This is a genomic window from Nocardia sp. NPDC050408 (assembly GCF_044458905.1).
Taxonomy (GTDB): Bacteria; Actinomycetota; Actinomycetes; order Mycobacteriales; family Mycobacteriaceae; genus Nocardia.
This window is the reverse complement of record NZ_JBITIL010000001.1, coordinates 978,226-993,907: the sequence shown is the minus strand read 5'-3', so window position 1 is coordinate 993,907 and position 15,682 is coordinate 978,226. Positions and strand designations below refer to the sequence as shown.

Here is a 15,682-nt window from a genome sequence, read left to right as displayed (position 1 = left end):
CTCCTCGCCAGAGCTCCGGCGCGCATGCTCACGCCATGGCGAAGTGCAGTAGGGCCTGCTTATCGCCCTGCTTGATCTTGCCCTTGCGGTTGAGCACCTCGAGCTGCCAACTTCCGCCGTTGCGGAACGCCTTGGCCACCGCATTGGCGTTGTCCGTGCCGAGCAGCGACGGCCAGATATCGGCCACCTGCTCGGTACCGCCGCCGGACGCGTCGTAGATCTTGAACGAGATGTTGTTGGCCTTCTCGAACGATGAGCCCTTCTTGAAAGCCGCGGCCACGAAAATGATCGCGTCGATGGCCTCGGGCACATTCGCGAAGGTGACATGCACCGATTCGTCGTCTCCGGAGGCGGCGCCGGTCTGTTCGTCGCCGGTGTGCTGGACCGAACCGTTGCCCAGCGGGTCGAGCGAGTCCAGACCGGCGAAACGCACCGGCTCGGCGCCTTGCATGAGGATGGCGATCAGATCCAGATCCACACCGCGCTTGCGGCGCAGCATTCCGAGCGCGCCGCCGCTGGTGCCCCCCGACGGGTCCCAACTCACCCCGACCGTCAGCTTGGTGATGCCGTTGAGATCCGCGGCACCATCTTCCTTCTTGAGCGTGATCATGTCTTCACATTACAAGCGAATTCGCCAAGTCCATGGGGCACAGAATCTTCCCGCGCACGCTCCCGTAACTGGGTGTTCGCCTATGCCTTTCGCCGCCTGCGGTAGCGGACCGCACACGGCTGTTGCAGCTGCACCACCATCTTGCTGTGGTCGTTGCGGTAGCTGTCGGACGGTTGTGCCATCTCGAATTCCCAGTCCCGCAGCAGTATCGAGAAAATCGCTTTGAGCTGCATGAGCGCGAAGGCCGCACCGACACAGCGGTGACGGCCCGCACCGAAGGGAATCCAGGTCCAGCGGTTGACGATATCCGCCTGATTCGGATCGATATAGCGTTTCGGGTCGAAGAGATCCGGATTCGGGAAGTCCTCTGGAATCCGGTTGGAGATGGCCGGAGTCGCCGCCACGAGATCGCCCGGTGCGATGCGATGACCGCACACCTCGAATTCACCCTGCGCCACCCGCATCAGAATGATCAGCGGTGGATGCAGCCGCAAGGTCTCCTTCAGCACTGCCTCCAGATTCGGAATCTGGCGCAGCGCACCGAAACTGATATCGGAACCGTCGGCGTACAGCTCGTCGAGTTCATCGACCACCCGACGCAATTCCGCAGGATGCCTGAGCAATTCGATAACCGTCCAGGCCGCGGTGCCAGAGGTGGTGTGATGGCCCGCGAACATCATCGAGATGAACATTCCGGTGATTTCGCTCGCGCTGAATCGCGGCTGCCCCTGCTCATCCTTGATCGAGATCAGGATGTCGAGCATGTCCCGATCTTCCTTGTTCGCCGGCGGATTCACGGCGCGGCCGTCCATGATGCCCTGCACCAATTCGACCAGTTCGGCACGGGCGGCATCGCGACGGCGGAAGCTTTCGATCGGCGCGTACGGGTCCACATAGGCCAGCGCGTCGGTGCCGCGCTCCAGATCGTGGTAGAGGTGGGCGAAGCGGTCGTCGAGTTCATCGCGGAAGCGTTTGCCGATCAGGCAAGCCGATGAGGTGTAGATGGTCAGCTCGGCGAAGAAGTCGAGCAGATCGATCTGGCCCTCATCGCCCCAGTTCGCGAGCATGCGCTCGACCTCGCGCCCGATGGTCGCCGCGTGTCCGCGCATTTGCTCCGCGCGCAGCGCCTGATTGTGCAGCATCTCCTTGCGCCGCTCCGGACTGGCGTCGAACACCACGCCCTCGCCGAAAATCGGCTTCATGAAGGGATAGGCGGCGGCCTGATCGAGATCCTCGTCGCCCGACCGGAAGAAGAACTCATTGGCCTCGGCGCCGGACAGCAGAATCACATGCCGCCCCGCGAGATCGAATGCCCCGACATCCCCGCATTCCGCCCGCACCCGCCGCATCAAAGCCAGTGGATCCACGCGGAATTCCTCGAGATGCCCGTGCTCGTGCTCGCCTCCAGAAACCCGCAGCGGCTTGACCAGGGTCATGAAAATCCTCCTGGGATATCCGTCCACACACATGATGGACATGTGTCTGGACAGTACTACGAGTGACGTAGGGCAGGCAAGGTTCCGCGCCCGAATTCGGATGCTCTCCGCGCCCTGTGCCTGGGAACGCGCTGCCGCAAATAAATGCCCGGGTGATATGCAGTGCGGGGCTCATGGGCGTCGGTTCTACCGGCGATCGAACTCGCCGTAATTCACGCCCGCCGGTTCCCCTCGAATGCCGCGCGATGTGCGTGAGCCGACGAATCAGCGCAAACGCCCTACCTGGAGCGCTGATCAGCGGCGGAAGAGGTTGTTGAGGTCGTTCTGGGTGAGTTGCTCGGCGGCGTAGGTGAAGGTGCCACGATCGGCCAATTCGTGTGCGGTATCGAGCAATTGGCGATACATGGCGCGGAAGATGCTGCCGCCGACAGTGACTCGGCGTACGCCGCGCTCGCGCAGGTCATCGAGGGACAGTGCATGGCCGGTCAAACCCATGACCACGTTGAGTGGACCGTCGAGTCTCGCGCCCGGTTCGGCTGTCAGTTCAGCGGGGCCGAACGCCACCAGCGCAGGACCTTGTCCTGAGCGCCCGCCAAACCATCTGCGTACATGAGGAATTGGGCGCGCTTGCTGTCGCCGGTGAACGCGGTAACGATCTTGGGCCCGTCGTTGACGAACTTGTAGTTGGTGTAGGTCTTGCCGCCATTGGTATCGGTCGACTTGGTGGCGTCCGACGGTAGGTTGCTCAGCGCCTTCTGCACGTCGGAGGCGTTCTTGTAGACGTAGATCGTGTAGAACGGGTCGTCGTTGTCACCGCCGCCGTAGCAATCCCACTGCGCGGCCCAGGCGCCGAAGTCCGGCGTGCCCGGCGTGGGCAGGGTCAGGTCGCCGGTCTTGTGAGCATTGCATTTCGCGCCGTTGTAGCCGACCGAATCGGATTCGCTGGCGGGCACCATGCGCGGGAACTCTTTGCTGATCGCGGCCGCCGTCGCATCCACCGAGCCGCTGCCACCATAGGACGAACTCGACGAGGTCGTCGTACTACTGCCGCCGGAGTTCGACGAACCGCTACTCGACAGCGCACCGATGATCGCGACCACGATCACCAACAGGATCACCAGACCGACGCACAGCGCGACGATCAGCCCCACATTCGATTTGCGTTGCGGCGGCGCGGGCGGGCGCGGTCCACCCATCGGCGGCCGCGTCGCGAAGCCGAGCGGCTGCTGGTTGTACGGATTGCTCGGATGCGGTTGCTGTTGGGTCGGCGCGGTCTGCACCGGCTGCGGATGTGGGATGCCCTGCGATGCGGGATTGACGGTCGTCGGCGCCAATGGCTGCGGCTGCACAGTGTGCGGTGCACTTGTCTGCGGATACGGCCCGCTGGTCTGCGGATACGGTCCGGCGGTCTGCGGGTACGGCCCGTTCGTCACCGGTATCGGCTGGCCGGTAACCGGCCGTGGCACACCTGTCACCGGAATCGCCGGACCGGTGCCCGGACGCGGTCCACCGACCACCGGCATCGACGGAACGCTCGGATTGGTCAGTGCGTGCTTGGCGGCCTGCGCGAATTCCGAGCAGGAGGCGAACCGATCGTCGGGCCGCTTGGCCATGGCCTTGGCCATCACCGCGTCCAACTGGTAGGGCAAGCCGGGGCGAACACTGCTCAGCGCCGGCGGCGCGGCCTGCAGATGTCCCTGGATCACCGCCGCCGGATTGGTCGCAGCGAACGGACCGGACCCGGTGAACAGCCAGAACAGCGAGCACGCCAGCGAGTACTGATCCGATCGGTGATCCAGCGATGCGCCGGTGAGTTGTTCGGGCGAGGCGTAGGCGAGGGTGGCGGTGAAGGTGCCGGTCTGGGTGAGGTGACCGGTGTCGTCGCGCAGCCGCGCGATGCCGAAGTCGGTCAGGTAGACCCGCTCACCGCGGCCGCCACCGGAGCGGGCCAGCAGGATGTTCGCGGGCTTCACATCGCGGTGCAGGACACCCATGCCGTGCGCGTAGTCGAGCGCGTCGGCGGTCTCCTTGATGATCTGGACTGCCCGCTCCGGCGGCAGTGACTTGGGATCGACCGACGCGGCATCGATGCCATCGATGTACTGCATCGAGATCCACAACTGCTCGTCGTCGAGGCCGCGGTCATAGACGGTGACGATATTCGGGTGATCGAGCTGGGCGACCAGATCCGCCTCCCGTTCGAACCGCGCCCGCACCTCCTTATCGAAGAACATCTCCCGATTCAGCAGCTTCAGCGCCGTCATCCGCGGCAGTCGCGGATGTTTCGCCAGGTACACCGAACCCATGCCACCGCGACCCAGTTGCCGATCGATGACATAACCGGCGAATACGTCACCGCTGGCCAGCATGTCTGCTCCACTTCCCGCCGCCACCGGGACCCACCGATGAACAGGCGTACAGCATAAGAATGCGCGATCAGGACCTTCTGACCACGGAAAACATCGAAACCTTAGCAGGATTCGCTTAAGCCCTGGTTATCGTCGACTTATAGGTATCGCAGGCGATATCCGATCGTCTTCGGCTATGGCGGCGGGCGCGGCGCGGGTCCGGGCGGCGTTCTGCCGGGGCGACGTGGGATATCGGGCAGGGCGATGGTGCCGGGTCGCGGTGAGCGGCGCGGTGGCAGCGGCAGGCGCGGCTGAGATGTTCTCGATGGCTCAGCGGCGGAGCGGTTTGTCGGCTCGGGCGGCCGCGCGGTTCTGCCACTGCCGACTTGCCCGGAAGTGTTGGGAGGCACCGCGTTTGCAGAGGGCACCGGGTTTCGGGCCGCACCGGCCTCGCGAGGATGCTCGGTGCCGGGCCCCATCGACGGACCGTGATACCCGTTCCCCTGATGCGGGTGCGACATCGACGACAGCAGCGCCCGACGGGCGGCCTGCGCGAATTCGGTGCAGCTGACGAACCGGTCCGCGGGCCGTTTGGCCATGGCCCGCGCCAGCACCGCGTCCAGCGCGGGTGGTACGTCGGGGCGATATCGACGCAGCGACGGTATCGCCCCATACAGATGCCCATTGATGACGGCCATGGGATTCGCCCCCTGGAAGGGCGCGGCACCGGTCAGCATCCAGAACAGCGAGCAGGCCAGTGAGTACTGGTCTGCCAGGTAGTCCGGCGTCCCGGTCAGTTGTTCCGGCGCGGCGTAGGCCAGTGTGGCGGTAATGGTTCCGGCCGAACTCAGCGTGGATTCACCGTCGCGCATGCCCGCGATACCGAAGTCGGTGAGCAGCACCCGTTCCGGCTGTCCGATCGGGGCCTTGGCCAGCAGGATATTGGCCGGTTTCACGTCCCGGTGCAGTACGCCGTTGCCGTGTGCGAAATCCAGTGCGGCAGCGGTATCGACGATGATCTGCACCGCGCGGCCGGGGGCGAGCACGTTGACATCCGCGCAGGAGGCATCCGCGCCCGGCACGAATTGCATCGAGATCCACAACTGTTGATCCTCGGCGCCGCGGTCGTAGACGGTGACGATATTCGGATGGTCGAGCTGGGCGACCAGATCGGCCTCGCGCTCGAAGCGGCGCCGGATCTGGGCATCGGTATACAGTTCGCGCTTCAGCAATTTCAGCGCGGTCAGGCGCGGCAGACGCGGATGCCGGGCCAGGTACACGGTGCCCATACCGCCTTGGCCGAGCACGCGTTTGATCGTGTACCCAGCGAAAACATCGCCAGTTCGCAGCACAGTGGATTCACCCCCCGTATCGGGTCGAGCACCTGGATCCTACCGATGTATCTGTTCGCACGGCCCGGACGCAACATGTTCGTTGCGGTGGGCGAAGACGTTGTCGGTGGCAGTCGTTAGGCTCGGCCCCATGCGCATTGGAGCACACGTCCGGCTCGACAGCGATCCGATCGGCTTCGGTGAAAAACTCGGCGCCGATGTCATCCAACTGTTCGTCGTCGACCCGCAGAGTTGGGATAAACCGACCCCGCATCCGCGGACCGAGGAGATCCTCGCCAGTCCGATCGATGTGGTGGTGCACTCGTCCTATCAGATCAATGTGGCCAGCCTGAACAATCGCTTGCGCATGCCGTCGCGCAATGCGGTTGCGCAGCAAGCGAAGGCCGCCGCCGATATCGGTGCGTTCGGTCTGGTGGTGCACGGCGGACATGTGCGCTCCGATGGCGAACTGGAAACCGGAATCGATAACTGGCGCAAGCTGTTCGAGCGTCAGCAGGACAAGGGCGGCTTCGCGGTGCCGATCCTGATCGAGAACACCGCGGGCGGTAACCACGCCATGGCCCGGCATTTCGATTCGATCGCCCGGCTCTGGGACGCGGTCGGCGATTTCGGCGCGGGCTTCTGCCTGGACACCTGCCACGCCTGGGCGGGCGGTGAGGATCTGGTCGGCGTCGTCGAGCGGATCAAGGCCATCACCGGCCGGATAGACCTGGTGCACCTGAACTCCTCCCGCGACGAATTCAATTCGGGCGCAGACCGTCATGCCAACTTCGCGGACGGCACGATCGATCCGCAGCTGCTGGCCGAGGTGTGCCGGACGGCGGATGCTCCGGTGATCCTGGAGACGCCCGCCGAGGGTGTCGCCGAGGACCTGGCGTACCTGCGCGAGCACGTCGGCTGATCGCCCCGCCCGTCCCCACCCCCATTCGGGGTGTGCGCAAGAAAGACGTAGATCAGAAGGCGCGCGCAGACGCATGCGACCGCCACAAGCCTGCCGAACGCTGAATCATCAACCCGAGCGGACAGCGCATAAAGGGGAGTCGAATGGCGGCTCTGCCCACGCGCGCAGCCGCCACATGACTACGTTCGGCGGGGTGCCATGTTGGGATCAGGGCGATGGAAACCCTGGTTGGGGTGCAGGTTTCGGTGGTGTGCTCGATGGCGCATCAACCGATTTCAACCAGCGAAGGTGATCTCATGACGGTCGACTACGCCCAGACAACCGCCACCGTGACCAAAACCGGCGCTCGCATCGGCGCCCAAGTCGACAATGTCCGGCTCGGCGGCGATGTGGACGCGGCAACCGTCGCGGTGATCCGGCGCGCGCTGCTCGAGCACAAGGTCATCTTCTTCCGTGGTCAGGATCATTTGACCGAGGACGGGCAGTACGAGTTCGCGCAGTTGCTCGGTACCCCGACCACCCCGCATCCGACGGTCACCTCGCACGGTGTCAAGAGCCTGGCCATCGACTCGGAGTACGGCCGCGCCAACAGCTGGCACACCGACGTCACCTTCGTCGACCGGATCCCGAAGGCCTCCATCCTGCGCGCGGTCACCCTGCCTACTTACGGCGGCTCGACCACGTGGGCCTCCACCGTCGCCGGCTACGATTCGCTGCCGGAGCCGCTCAAGCGCCTGGCCGAGAGCCTGCGGGCGGTGCACACCAACCTCTATGACTACGCGGCAACCGACGTCGACCGGCGCGGCCCGAATACCGATGCCTACCGCGCCGAATTCCAGTCCGACTACTACGAGACCGAGCATCCGGTGGTGCGGGTGCACCCGGAGACCGGGGAACGCGCACTGCTGGTCGGGCACTTCGTCAAGCGTTTCGTAGGGGTCTCCACCAGCGAGTCCCAGGCGCTGTTCCGCCTGTTCCAAGACCGGGTGACCCGGCTGGAGAACACCACCCGCTGGAACTGGCAGCCCGGTGACGTCGCTATTTGGGATAACCGCGCCACCCAGCACTACGCCGTCGACGACTACGACGACCAGCCGCGCAAGCTGACCCGGATCACCCTCGCCGGGGATATCCCGGTCGGTGTCGACGGAGTCAAGAGCACCTCGCACCATGGCAATGCCGAGCACTACTCGATCATCGAGGAAGTTTCCCCGCTCGAAGTGTGACGACGATCGCACGGCTGCCGCAGTACCTCCGATTGTGCTGCGGCAGTTGAGGGGCCGTGCGGGTGCTTTACCCGCATTCGCCGAGGTACCAGGTCGGGCCGCTGCCGGGCGGCGCGATGGTACAGACTGATGCCCATGAGTATCAGCCCGCTGGACGGGGTTCGCGTCCTGGAACTCGGCAATTACATCGCCGCGCCGACCGCTGGTCGCATCCTCGGCGATTTCGGTGCCGAGGTGATCAAAGTGGAGCGGCCGAAGGCCGGGGACGAGCTACGCAACTGGCGGCTCTACGGCGGCGATACCTCGATGCTGTACCGCACTATCAACCGGAACAAGAAGTCGATCACGCTGGATCTGCGCACCGAAGCGGGCCGGAGCATCGTGCTGGATCTGCTCCGGCATTGCGATGTGCTGTTGGAGAATTTCCGGCCGGGGATGCTGGAGAAGTGGGGCCTCGGCCCGGATGTGCTGAACGAGGTCAATCCGGAACTGGTGATCACGCGGATCTCCGCTTACGGCCAGACCGGACCACTGGCCGCACGGCCCGGGTTCGCGGCGGTCGCCGAGGCGGTCGGCGGACTGCGTGAACTGGTCGGGGATCCGGATCGGCCGCCGGTGCGGGTCGGTGTGTCCATCGGTGATTCGATCGCGGGGATTTATGCGGCGTTCGGCACGGTGATGGCGTTGTTCCAGCGGGAGCGCACCAACGCATCGATTCCGCTGGGGGAACGTGTCATCGATGTGGCGTTGAACGAGGCGATCCTGTCGGTGATGGAATCGCTCGTGCCCGACTATCTTGCCTACGGCATCAACCGCGAGCGGGTCGGCGGGCGGATGGAGGGCATCGCGCCGAGTAATGCCTACCCGACCAGCGACGGTACGAGCATCATTATCGGCGGCAACGGTGATGCCATCTTCCAGCGCTATATGGAGGTGATCGGCCGTCCCGATCTGGCCGCCGATCCGGAACTGCAGGACAACGCCGGACGCTGGCGCAATCGCGAACGGCTCGACGCGTCCATTGCCGAATGGACCGTGCGGCATACCCGCGACCAGGCGCTGAAAATATTGGAGGCGGCCGCCATTCCGTGCGGTCCCATCTACACTGCCGCAGACATCGTCGTCGACGCGCAGTACAAGGCGCGCAATATGATTCAGCCGTTCCCGGTGGATGTCGGTGCGCCGCAACCGAAGACGGTCGGCTTTCCCGGCATCGTGCCGGTGATCGGTGAAAAGTCCCTGCCGATCCGCAATGTCGGTCCGGACCTGGGTGAGCACACGCGCGAGGTGCTGTCGGAACTGCTCGGAATGAGCGATGCCGATATCGCCGGGTTGGAGGCGTGATGCGCGCCGGTATCGATGAAGTGGAGGCGGTATGACGCGACGGGTATACGGCAGGCGTCGACCGCCGGGGCGCAGTGTGCGCGAAGTGAGTGCGCCCGGACACGTGCGTCCGACAGTGCATCCCACCCCCGCTTCGAACGAAAAGCCTTGCGGTGGCGTGATGTGCGTGCCGCCGCATGTGCGTCAGGCGCCGCCGGTCCGGGATGCGCAGGAGGAGGAGTGATGCTGCGCGATGTGACATTGCGCGACGGGCTGCAGTTGACCGGAAAGGTGCTGCCGGTTGAGCGAAAGGTGGATATCGTGCGCCAGCTGTTCGCCGTCGGCGTGCCCGCACTGGAGATCGGTTCGATGGCGCGTCCCGATCTGGTGCCGCCGATGGCCAACACCATGGATCTCATTGCCGCGTTGAGCCCCGAAGAGCTGCAGCGCTGTTGGGTTTGGGTGGCCACGCCGCGCCATGTGGAGAAGGCCGCCGCCGCGGGCGTACGCAACTTCCAGTACTGCTTCTCCGCATCGGACGCGCACAATAAGGCCAATATCGGCCGCAGCACCGAGGACAGTGTCGCCGCCATGCCGGATGCGGTTCGGTTGGCGCGGGAGGCGGGCGGCGAAATCCAACTCTGCCTTGCCACCAGCTTCACCTGCCCCTTCGACGGTCCCGTTGATCCCGAGCGAGTTCTGGCAATTGCCAACGATCCGCGCACCGAGGGCGCTTGCGACATCGTCATCGCCGATACCCTCGGCCAGGCCCACCCGACCCAGGTATCCGAGCTGATCTCGGCGGTGCGCGGCCGAACCCCACACCGCCGCATCGTCTTCCACGGTCACGACACCTGGGGCATGGGCGTGGCCAATACCCTTGCCGCCCTACAGGCCGGAGCCACCATGGTCGACGGCTCCCTCGGCGGCCTCGGCGGCTGCCCCTTCGCCCCCGGCGCCAGCGGCAACACCGCCACCGAAGACATCCTCTTCGCCACCCGCCCCAACTGGTTCACCCCACCAGCCCTGGCCACTCTGGTTACCCTCACCGAATCCCTACTCACCGACCTGAACGAACCCAACCGCTCCCGCACCGCCGAAGGCACCCGCTCCAAAGCCACCGCCTTCGAATGGGTCACCCCAGCCCCCGTCGAAATCTAAAGAAACGCGGAAAGTTCGGCGCGCGGCGAGCAGGGAGCGATTGTGGCCTAGGTGAATTGGTAGTGCGTGAAATCGCGGACGGGTTCGAAGCCGATGGTTCGGTAGATGTGGTTCGCGGTGGGGTTGGCGGTGTCGGCGAAGAGGCAGACGTTCAGGTTTTGCCACCGCAGGGTGCGGGATACGTGAGCGGTGAGGATGCTGGCGTAGCCGTGGCCCCGGTGGCCGGGTGGGGTGTAGACGGGGCCGATTCGGGACCATCCGAAGACCGGAACCTGGTGTGCGGCAAGGGAGACGGGTTTACCGTCGAGCTCCCAGAGCCACCAGCGGCCGGTCGAGATGCGGTTCCGGATGGCGATGGCAGTCAGGCTCGGCGGCGGCATACCGGATTCGCGGCGCATGGCTTCGGCCCAATCGACGCACAGGCCGACGTCGGAATCGGTTGCGCGGCGGGCTGATCCGGCGACAATCGGAAAGTTCAGGTCCGCGAGCTGGTAGAGGCGGGTCGAGTACGCCTCCCGATAGCCGACACCGTACCGCTTGCCCCAGTGCTCGGCGAATTCGGCGGCGTCGTCGGTCGCGCCCTCGACCCCGTCCGCGTCCGCGGCGACCTCGGCCAGCGCATCGGCAACGGGCACAACACTTCCCACGGGCAGCTCACCGAGATACATCCCGCGTCCGGCCGCGCGCATGGCGACACCGATCACCGTCGCGTCCTCGTCGTGGACCGATAGGAACCGCGAGTGGTCGGCGTCTACCTGCATGCCGGTCAGGTGGTTGGCGATGCCGGTGGCGATCACCGTGTGCCGCAACGGATCACGCAGCAGAAACGGTTCGGTCAGCGACCGGAACCGCGCGGCGTCGGCGGTGATCTCGATCCTCATACCGAATCACGCTAGAGCCCGAAAGCCCCGTGCGCTCGCAATTTTCCCGCAGCCGCGGGCACGGTTCAGCTCGTTCGGTCCGCGCGTAGCTTCAGCAGCACCAGACCGGCGGTGCACGCCAGAATCAGTCCGGCGACGGTGATTTCGACGTGCAGTCCGGCGATGCCGAGCACGGCTCCGACAATGCCGCCGATGAAAATCAGCCAGGCCGTTATCCGCGACAAAATCGTGGACAGGGTGCGCCCCGGCGGGTTCGACACGACTTGCTGCGAGGTTTCCGGGGCGGCCGATTCGTCGGCCGCGGCGGAGGCTCGCAACGGAGTTGTCGAGTAAGCTCCCATCATCAACTCCTCGATGACGCCGATCAGAGTATTGCCGTCGCCCGATTTGCACCGCGCGTCTCTCATCTAGGTACTGGCGTCTCACGCGTAACTTTGATCACACGCTACGGCCCCGAGACGTGGTTCGACCACGACACGTGCCCGCGACACGCCGAAGAGACCAATTCGATATCTGAATCACCGCTGTTTAATCTGCGCTGGCACTGCCGCGCGCCCAACGTGTTTCCCTCATCTGGCCGGGGCGACCGGCCTCGATTATTGTGAGCCCCACTCGAACGACGAGGAGTGTTACCGATGGAGAGCAGTAGGGCCAAGATCGCCGGTCCGGTGATCGCCGCGGGCGCGGTCTCGCTCGGACTCGTTCTCATCGGAGCCTGCGGACTCGGCAAGGACGACACCTACGTCGCGCCCCCACCGATCAAGTCCGCCAACGACGCCAACGACGCGGTCCCGGCCGTGCGCTACGGCACCACCACCTCGGCGGCACCGAAGGTGATCATCCCGCCCTCGCCGAGTTGGAAGGTAGCGCCGGGACAGCCGCGCAAGCCGGTCGATTTCACCGTGCCGCCGACGGCCTTGCCGGAATCCACGACCCGAGGGTCGCGGACCTCCACTCCAGCAGCCGTACCGCCGCCCGGCTTCAACACCGAGTTCGAGCTGCCCAACACCCAGCCGCGTCCGACCACCGTCGACCAGCCCACCGAAGATCCGCCGACCACGACGCGCCGCGTGCCGACGGCCACCTCGCCGGGCCTGAGCGACGACGAATAGCAAAACGGCGGCGCGTACCTCGCACGCGCCGCCGTTCGAACTACCGAGCCCTACAGCTCCGGCAGGTCGTAGTCACCGACCTGTGCGCTGAGCACCCGCAGATGCTCCAACCCACCACCGAGCGTGCGCTCGATCGCGGTGAGCCGAGCGACGTAATGGCTCACCGGGTATTCCGCGGTGACGCCGATGCCGCCGTGCATCTGGATCGCCTCCTGGCCGATATGCCGAGCCGACCGGCCGACCTGCAGCCGCGCCCGCGAGGCAACCACCGCGTCCACGGAGCTTGCGGAGTGGCCGAGAGATTCAGCGTCGGCCAGCGACGCGTTCGCGTAGAGGCTCATGCTGCGCGCCAGTTCCAGCGAGACATACATATTCGCCGCCCGCTGGGTCAGCGTCTGGAACTTCGACAGAGTGACGCCGAACTGCTTGCGCGTCTTCAGATAATCGGTCGTCAGCCGCAGCGCCTCTTCCATCGCGCCGATGGATTCCGCGCACAGCGCGGCTTGGGCGTGTCCGATCGTGACCTGCACCGCCTCGGCGGCGTCGCTATTGTCACCGAGCAATTCGCCCGCGACCTTGTCGAATTCGATCTGCGCGCCACGCTGACCGTCCAGCGTCCGGTACGACTTGCGCTGCACCCCGGCCGCATCCACCAGGAACAGTCCGATACCACCGGTCGGCAGCACCGCGCTGACGACCAGCTCATCGGCGCTGTCGCCGTGCGGAACCGGATTCTTCAGACCCGTCAGCACCCACGAATCCCCCTGCTGCACAGCGGTGGTCGCGAGTTCGGTGGACGGCCAGCGCACACCCGGCTCGGCGTGCGCGAACGCCAGCAGCTTGGTGCCGCCCGTCACCTCGGGCAGAATCCGCTGCCGCTGTTCGGCACTGCCGACCCGCGCTACCAGCCCGCCCGGCACCAGCACCGCATCCAGCAGCGGTTCGGGTGCGAGCCGACGCCCGATCTCCTCGAGTACGACCATCGTCTCGACGGGACCGGCGCCGACGCCGCCGTCCTCCTCGGTGAAGCTCAGGCCGAGCACGCCGAGTTCGGCCAGCTGGTTCCAGACATCGCGGCTCCAGCCGAGTTCGGTGTCGGTGACCTTCAGGCGGGTCTCGGGATCGTAGTTGCGGGCCAGCAAGTCGCGAACCGTGTCGCGCAACATGACCTGTTCATCGGTGAGTTCGAAATCCATGGCTGCGCCTCACAATCCGAGGATCGTGGAGGCGATGATGGTGCGCTGCACCTCGCTGGAGCCTCCGTAGATGGTGGTCTTGCGGTAATTCAGATAGCTGGGACCGCTGCGCTGTGCCCAACCGGGCGAGGCGATATCGGCGGCATCGACCGGGAGGGCGTCCTGTCCCGCGATATCGAGCAGCAGCTCGGTCGCGGCCTGCTGCAGTTCGGAACCGCGCAGCTTGAGCACCGACGAGGCCGGATTCGGTTTACCGTCCGAGGAGTTGGAGACCACGCGCAGCTGGGTCAGTTCCAGTGCGAGCAGTTCATTCTCCAGTTCGGCGATGCGCGCGGCGAAGACCGGATCCTCGAGCAGGGTGCCCGAACCCGACTTGGTCTGGCGCGCGTAATCCTTCGCGACACCGAGCTTGACCTTGGTGCGCCCGACTCCGGTAATGCCGGTGCGCTCGTTGCCGAGCAGGAATTTCGCGTAGGTCCAGCCCTGGTTCTCCTCGCCGACCAGCTGATCGGCGGGTACCCGCACGTTCTCGAAGAAGACCTCGTTGACCTCGTAGCCGCCGTCGATGAGCTTGATCGGGCGGATGGTGACGCCGGGAGACTTCACATCGAACAGTAGGAAGGAGATGCCCGCCTGCTTCTTCGGTGCGTTCGGATCGGTGCGGACCAGGCAGAAAATCCAGTCCGCGTACTGGCCGAGGGTGGTCCAGATCTTCTGCCCGTTGACGATGTAGGAGTCACCGTCGCGCACCGCGGTGGTGCGCAAGGAGGCCAGATCGGATCCGGCGTCGGGCTCGGAGAAGCCCTGGCACCACCAGATATCCAGCGCGGCCGTCGGCGGCAGGAAGCGCTGCTTGATCTCCTGTGAGCCGAACTGCGCGATCACCGGACCGACCATCTGGGCATTGAACGTCAGCGGCTCGGGCACCGAGGCCAGCTGCATTTCGTCCTGCCAGATATGACGCTGAATCGGCGTCCAGTCCTTACCGCCCCACTCGACCGGCCAGTTCGGCACGGCCAGACCATGGTCGTTGAGGATCTTGTGCGAAGTGACGATGTCCTCGCGGGACAGTTCGTGGCCGTATTTGACGCGGTCACGGATGTCGGCGGGGATCTCGGTCCGGTAGAAGTTCCGCAGCTCGTCGCGGAAGCCCACCTCGTCGGGCGTCAGACTTAGTTTCATACACATCTCCCGGTGTGTCTCGTACAACCGAGTCAAACCTACCCCCCGGTAATCTCCCGCTGTCGAGTGGGTCACAGGGGTAGGTCGGGTATGTGTCGGGCGTCGGGCCTCAGCGGTTGGTCGGGAGTCCCTGGGCGGCGTAAGCGACGAGCTGGTACGTTGCTGCACTATCCCGGTGTTCGGTATCGAGGAGAACGAGTGAACGGCAGATCCATCGCACGCGCGGCCGCCGCAGTGACATCTCTCGGCATCGGAGCGGTCCTCGCCCTCACCGGCACGGCAGTCGCCGAGCCATCCCCCGTCGACGCCGGACTCGAACAGCTCAGCACCGACGCCGGATCCGATCCGGCCGCCCAGGCGGGCGTCGGCGCGCTGAACCAGTTCACCAAGATGGTGGATATCGCCGAACTGCGCAACGTCTCGGCCGCCTTCACACCGTTCGCCTATGCCGCGCCGACCTTCGGCTGCGGCAGCGTCGGCCCGGTCACCACGATTATCGCGGCGGCCTCCACCGACGGCTCCAACCCCAATGGCGCCGCGGATCCGCTGCCCGGCACCCTGCGGTTCAGCGCGACGCCCGCGCATTCGGGCGCCCCGCTGTCCTCCGGTCTCGTGGTGGCCTGGCTGAACGTCAATACCGGCGCGAGCGGCCTCACCACCCTCGACGACCGCACCGAATACAACATGCCGACGCTGTCCAAGACCGTGACCAGCGGTCCCGGCACAGTCATCGCCTCGATGTGGGGCATGATCGACTACCCGTTCGCGCACTGTGTGATGACGCCGACGGTCGGGATGTTCTACGTTCCGGACCTTCCGGTGCTGCCGCCCGCACCGGCACCGGCACAGCCCGCCGCGACCCAGGAGCCGGCGCCACAACCCGTGGCACCGGCCGACCCGAACCGCGCGGGCGCCGTCTCGCAGGACGAGATCGCGCACCAGAACAACTGAGCG

The 15,682-nt window shown here is 65.5% G+C and carries 15 protein-coding genes; 6 read left to right on the top strand and 9 right to left on the bottom strand.

The annotated features are described in order from the left end of the window. Window positions 1–28 precede the first annotated feature (28 nt). The 5 genes from ACIBJI_RS04390 to ACIBJI_RS04370 all read right to left on the bottom strand — a co-directional run bounded on the left by ACIBJI_RS04390 (window position 29) and on the right by ACIBJI_RS04370 (window position 5,746). Window positions 29–610: a TerD family protein gene (locus tag ACIBJI_RS04390; protein ID WP_364344141.1), complete on the bottom strand. Its 582-nt coding sequence runs from the start codon at window positions 608–610 to the stop codon at window positions 29–31. An 80-nt stretch (window positions 611–690) separates the two neighbouring features. After that, window positions 691–2,046 carry a cytochrome P450 gene (locus tag ACIBJI_RS04385; RefSeq protein WP_364344144.1) on the bottom strand — a complete coding sequence of 452 codons (1,356 nt, stop codon included), beginning with the start codon at window positions 2,044–2,046 and terminating at the stop codon, window positions 691–693. Between the two features lie 294 nt (window positions 2,047–2,340). Then, window positions 2,341–2,610: an isocitrate lyase/phosphoenolpyruvate mutase family protein gene (locus ACIBJI_RS04380; protein ID WP_397082993.1), complete on the bottom strand. Its 270-nt coding sequence runs from the start codon at window positions 2,608–2,610 to the stop codon at window positions 2,341–2,343. Then, the gene (locus ACIBJI_RS04375; RefSeq protein ID WP_397082991.1) at window positions 2,586–4,415 is read right to left on the bottom strand and encodes a protein kinase; all 1,830 of its coding nucleotides are present in this window, start codon (window positions 4,413–4,415) and stop codon (window positions 2,586–2,588) included. Before ACIBJI_RS04375 ends, ACIBJI_RS04380 begins: the two co-directional genes overlap by 25 nt. A 173-nt stretch (window positions 4,416–4,588) precedes the next feature. Then, window positions 4,589–5,746 (bottom strand): serine/threonine-protein kinase, encoded by a 1,158-nt coding sequence (locus tag ACIBJI_RS04370; protein ID WP_364344153.1) that lies wholly within the window; start codon window positions 5,744–5,746, stop codon window positions 4,589–4,591. 130 nt (window positions 5,747–5,876) lie between these two features. Here ACIBJI_RS04370 and ACIBJI_RS04365 point away from each other — a divergent pair, with 130 nt between their 5' ends. The 4 genes from ACIBJI_RS04365 to ACIBJI_RS04350 all read left to right on the top strand — a co-directional run bounded on the left by ACIBJI_RS04365 (window position 5,877) and on the right by ACIBJI_RS04350 (window position 10,357). Continuing rightward, window positions 5,877–6,647 (top strand): deoxyribonuclease IV, encoded by a 771-nt coding sequence (locus tag ACIBJI_RS04365; protein ID WP_397082989.1) that lies wholly within the window; start codon window positions 5,877–5,879, stop codon window positions 6,645–6,647. 296 nt (window positions 6,648–6,943) lie between these two features. Beyond that, complete coding sequence (locus ACIBJI_RS04360; RefSeq protein ID WP_364344159.1) at window positions 6,944–7,873, top strand: TauD/TfdA family dioxygenase; 930 nt, start codon at window positions 6,944–6,946, stop codon at window positions 7,871–7,873. A gap of 135 nt (window positions 7,874–8,008) precedes the next feature. Further along, window positions 8,009–9,217 (top strand): CaiB/BaiF CoA-transferase family protein, encoded by a 1,209-nt coding sequence (locus ACIBJI_RS04355; RefSeq protein ID WP_364344162.1) that lies wholly within the window; start codon window positions 8,009–8,011, stop codon window positions 9,215–9,217. Between the two features lie 222 nt (window positions 9,218–9,439). Further along, window positions 9,440–10,357, top strand: a complete 918-nt coding sequence (locus ACIBJI_RS04350; protein ID WP_364344168.1) for a hydroxymethylglutaryl-CoA lyase — start codon at window positions 9,440–9,442, stop codon at window positions 10,355–10,357. Between the two features lie 47 nt (window positions 10,358–10,404). On the opposite strand, the gene ACIBJI_RS04345 is transcribed toward ACIBJI_RS04350, so the two are convergent. After that, entirely contained in the window at window positions 10,405–11,238 is an 834-nt protein-coding gene (locus tag ACIBJI_RS04345) for a GNAT family N-acetyltransferase (RefSeq protein ID WP_364344171.1), read from the bottom strand. 65 nt (window positions 11,239–11,303) lie between these two features. Beyond that, window positions 11,304–11,645 (bottom strand): hypothetical protein, encoded by a 342-nt coding sequence (locus tag ACIBJI_RS04340; protein WP_364344174.1) that lies wholly within the window; start codon window positions 11,643–11,645, stop codon window positions 11,304–11,306. Window positions 11,646–11,873: 228 nt separating this feature from the next. Here ACIBJI_RS04340 and ACIBJI_RS04335 point away from each other — a divergent pair, with 228 nt between their 5' ends. Further along, entirely contained in the window at window positions 11,874–12,350 is a 477-nt protein-coding gene (locus ACIBJI_RS04335) for a hypothetical protein (RefSeq protein WP_397082987.1), read from the top strand. Between the two features lie 50 nt (window positions 12,351–12,400). Here ACIBJI_RS04335 and ACIBJI_RS04330 read toward each other — a convergent pair whose 3' ends face one another. Further along, on the bottom strand, window positions 12,401–13,546 hold the full coding sequence (locus tag ACIBJI_RS04330) for an acyl-CoA dehydrogenase family protein (protein WP_397082985.1): 1,146 nt from the start codon (window positions 13,544–13,546) through the stop codon (window positions 12,401–12,403). 9 nt (window positions 13,547–13,555) lie between these two features. Continuing rightward, window positions 13,556–14,728: an acyl-CoA dehydrogenase family protein gene (locus tag ACIBJI_RS04325; protein ID WP_397082983.1), complete on the bottom strand. Its 1,173-nt coding sequence runs from the start codon at window positions 14,726–14,728 to the stop codon at window positions 13,556–13,558. A gap of 198 nt (window positions 14,729–14,926) precedes the next feature. Between ACIBJI_RS04325 and ACIBJI_RS04320 the strand changes: the two genes are divergently transcribed. Continuing rightward, window positions 14,927–15,679, top strand: coding sequence for a hypothetical protein (locus ACIBJI_RS04320; protein WP_397082981.1), 753 nt, complete (start codon window positions 14,927–14,929; stop codon window positions 15,677–15,679). The last annotated feature ends 3 nt before the right edge of the window (window positions 15,680–15,682 follow it).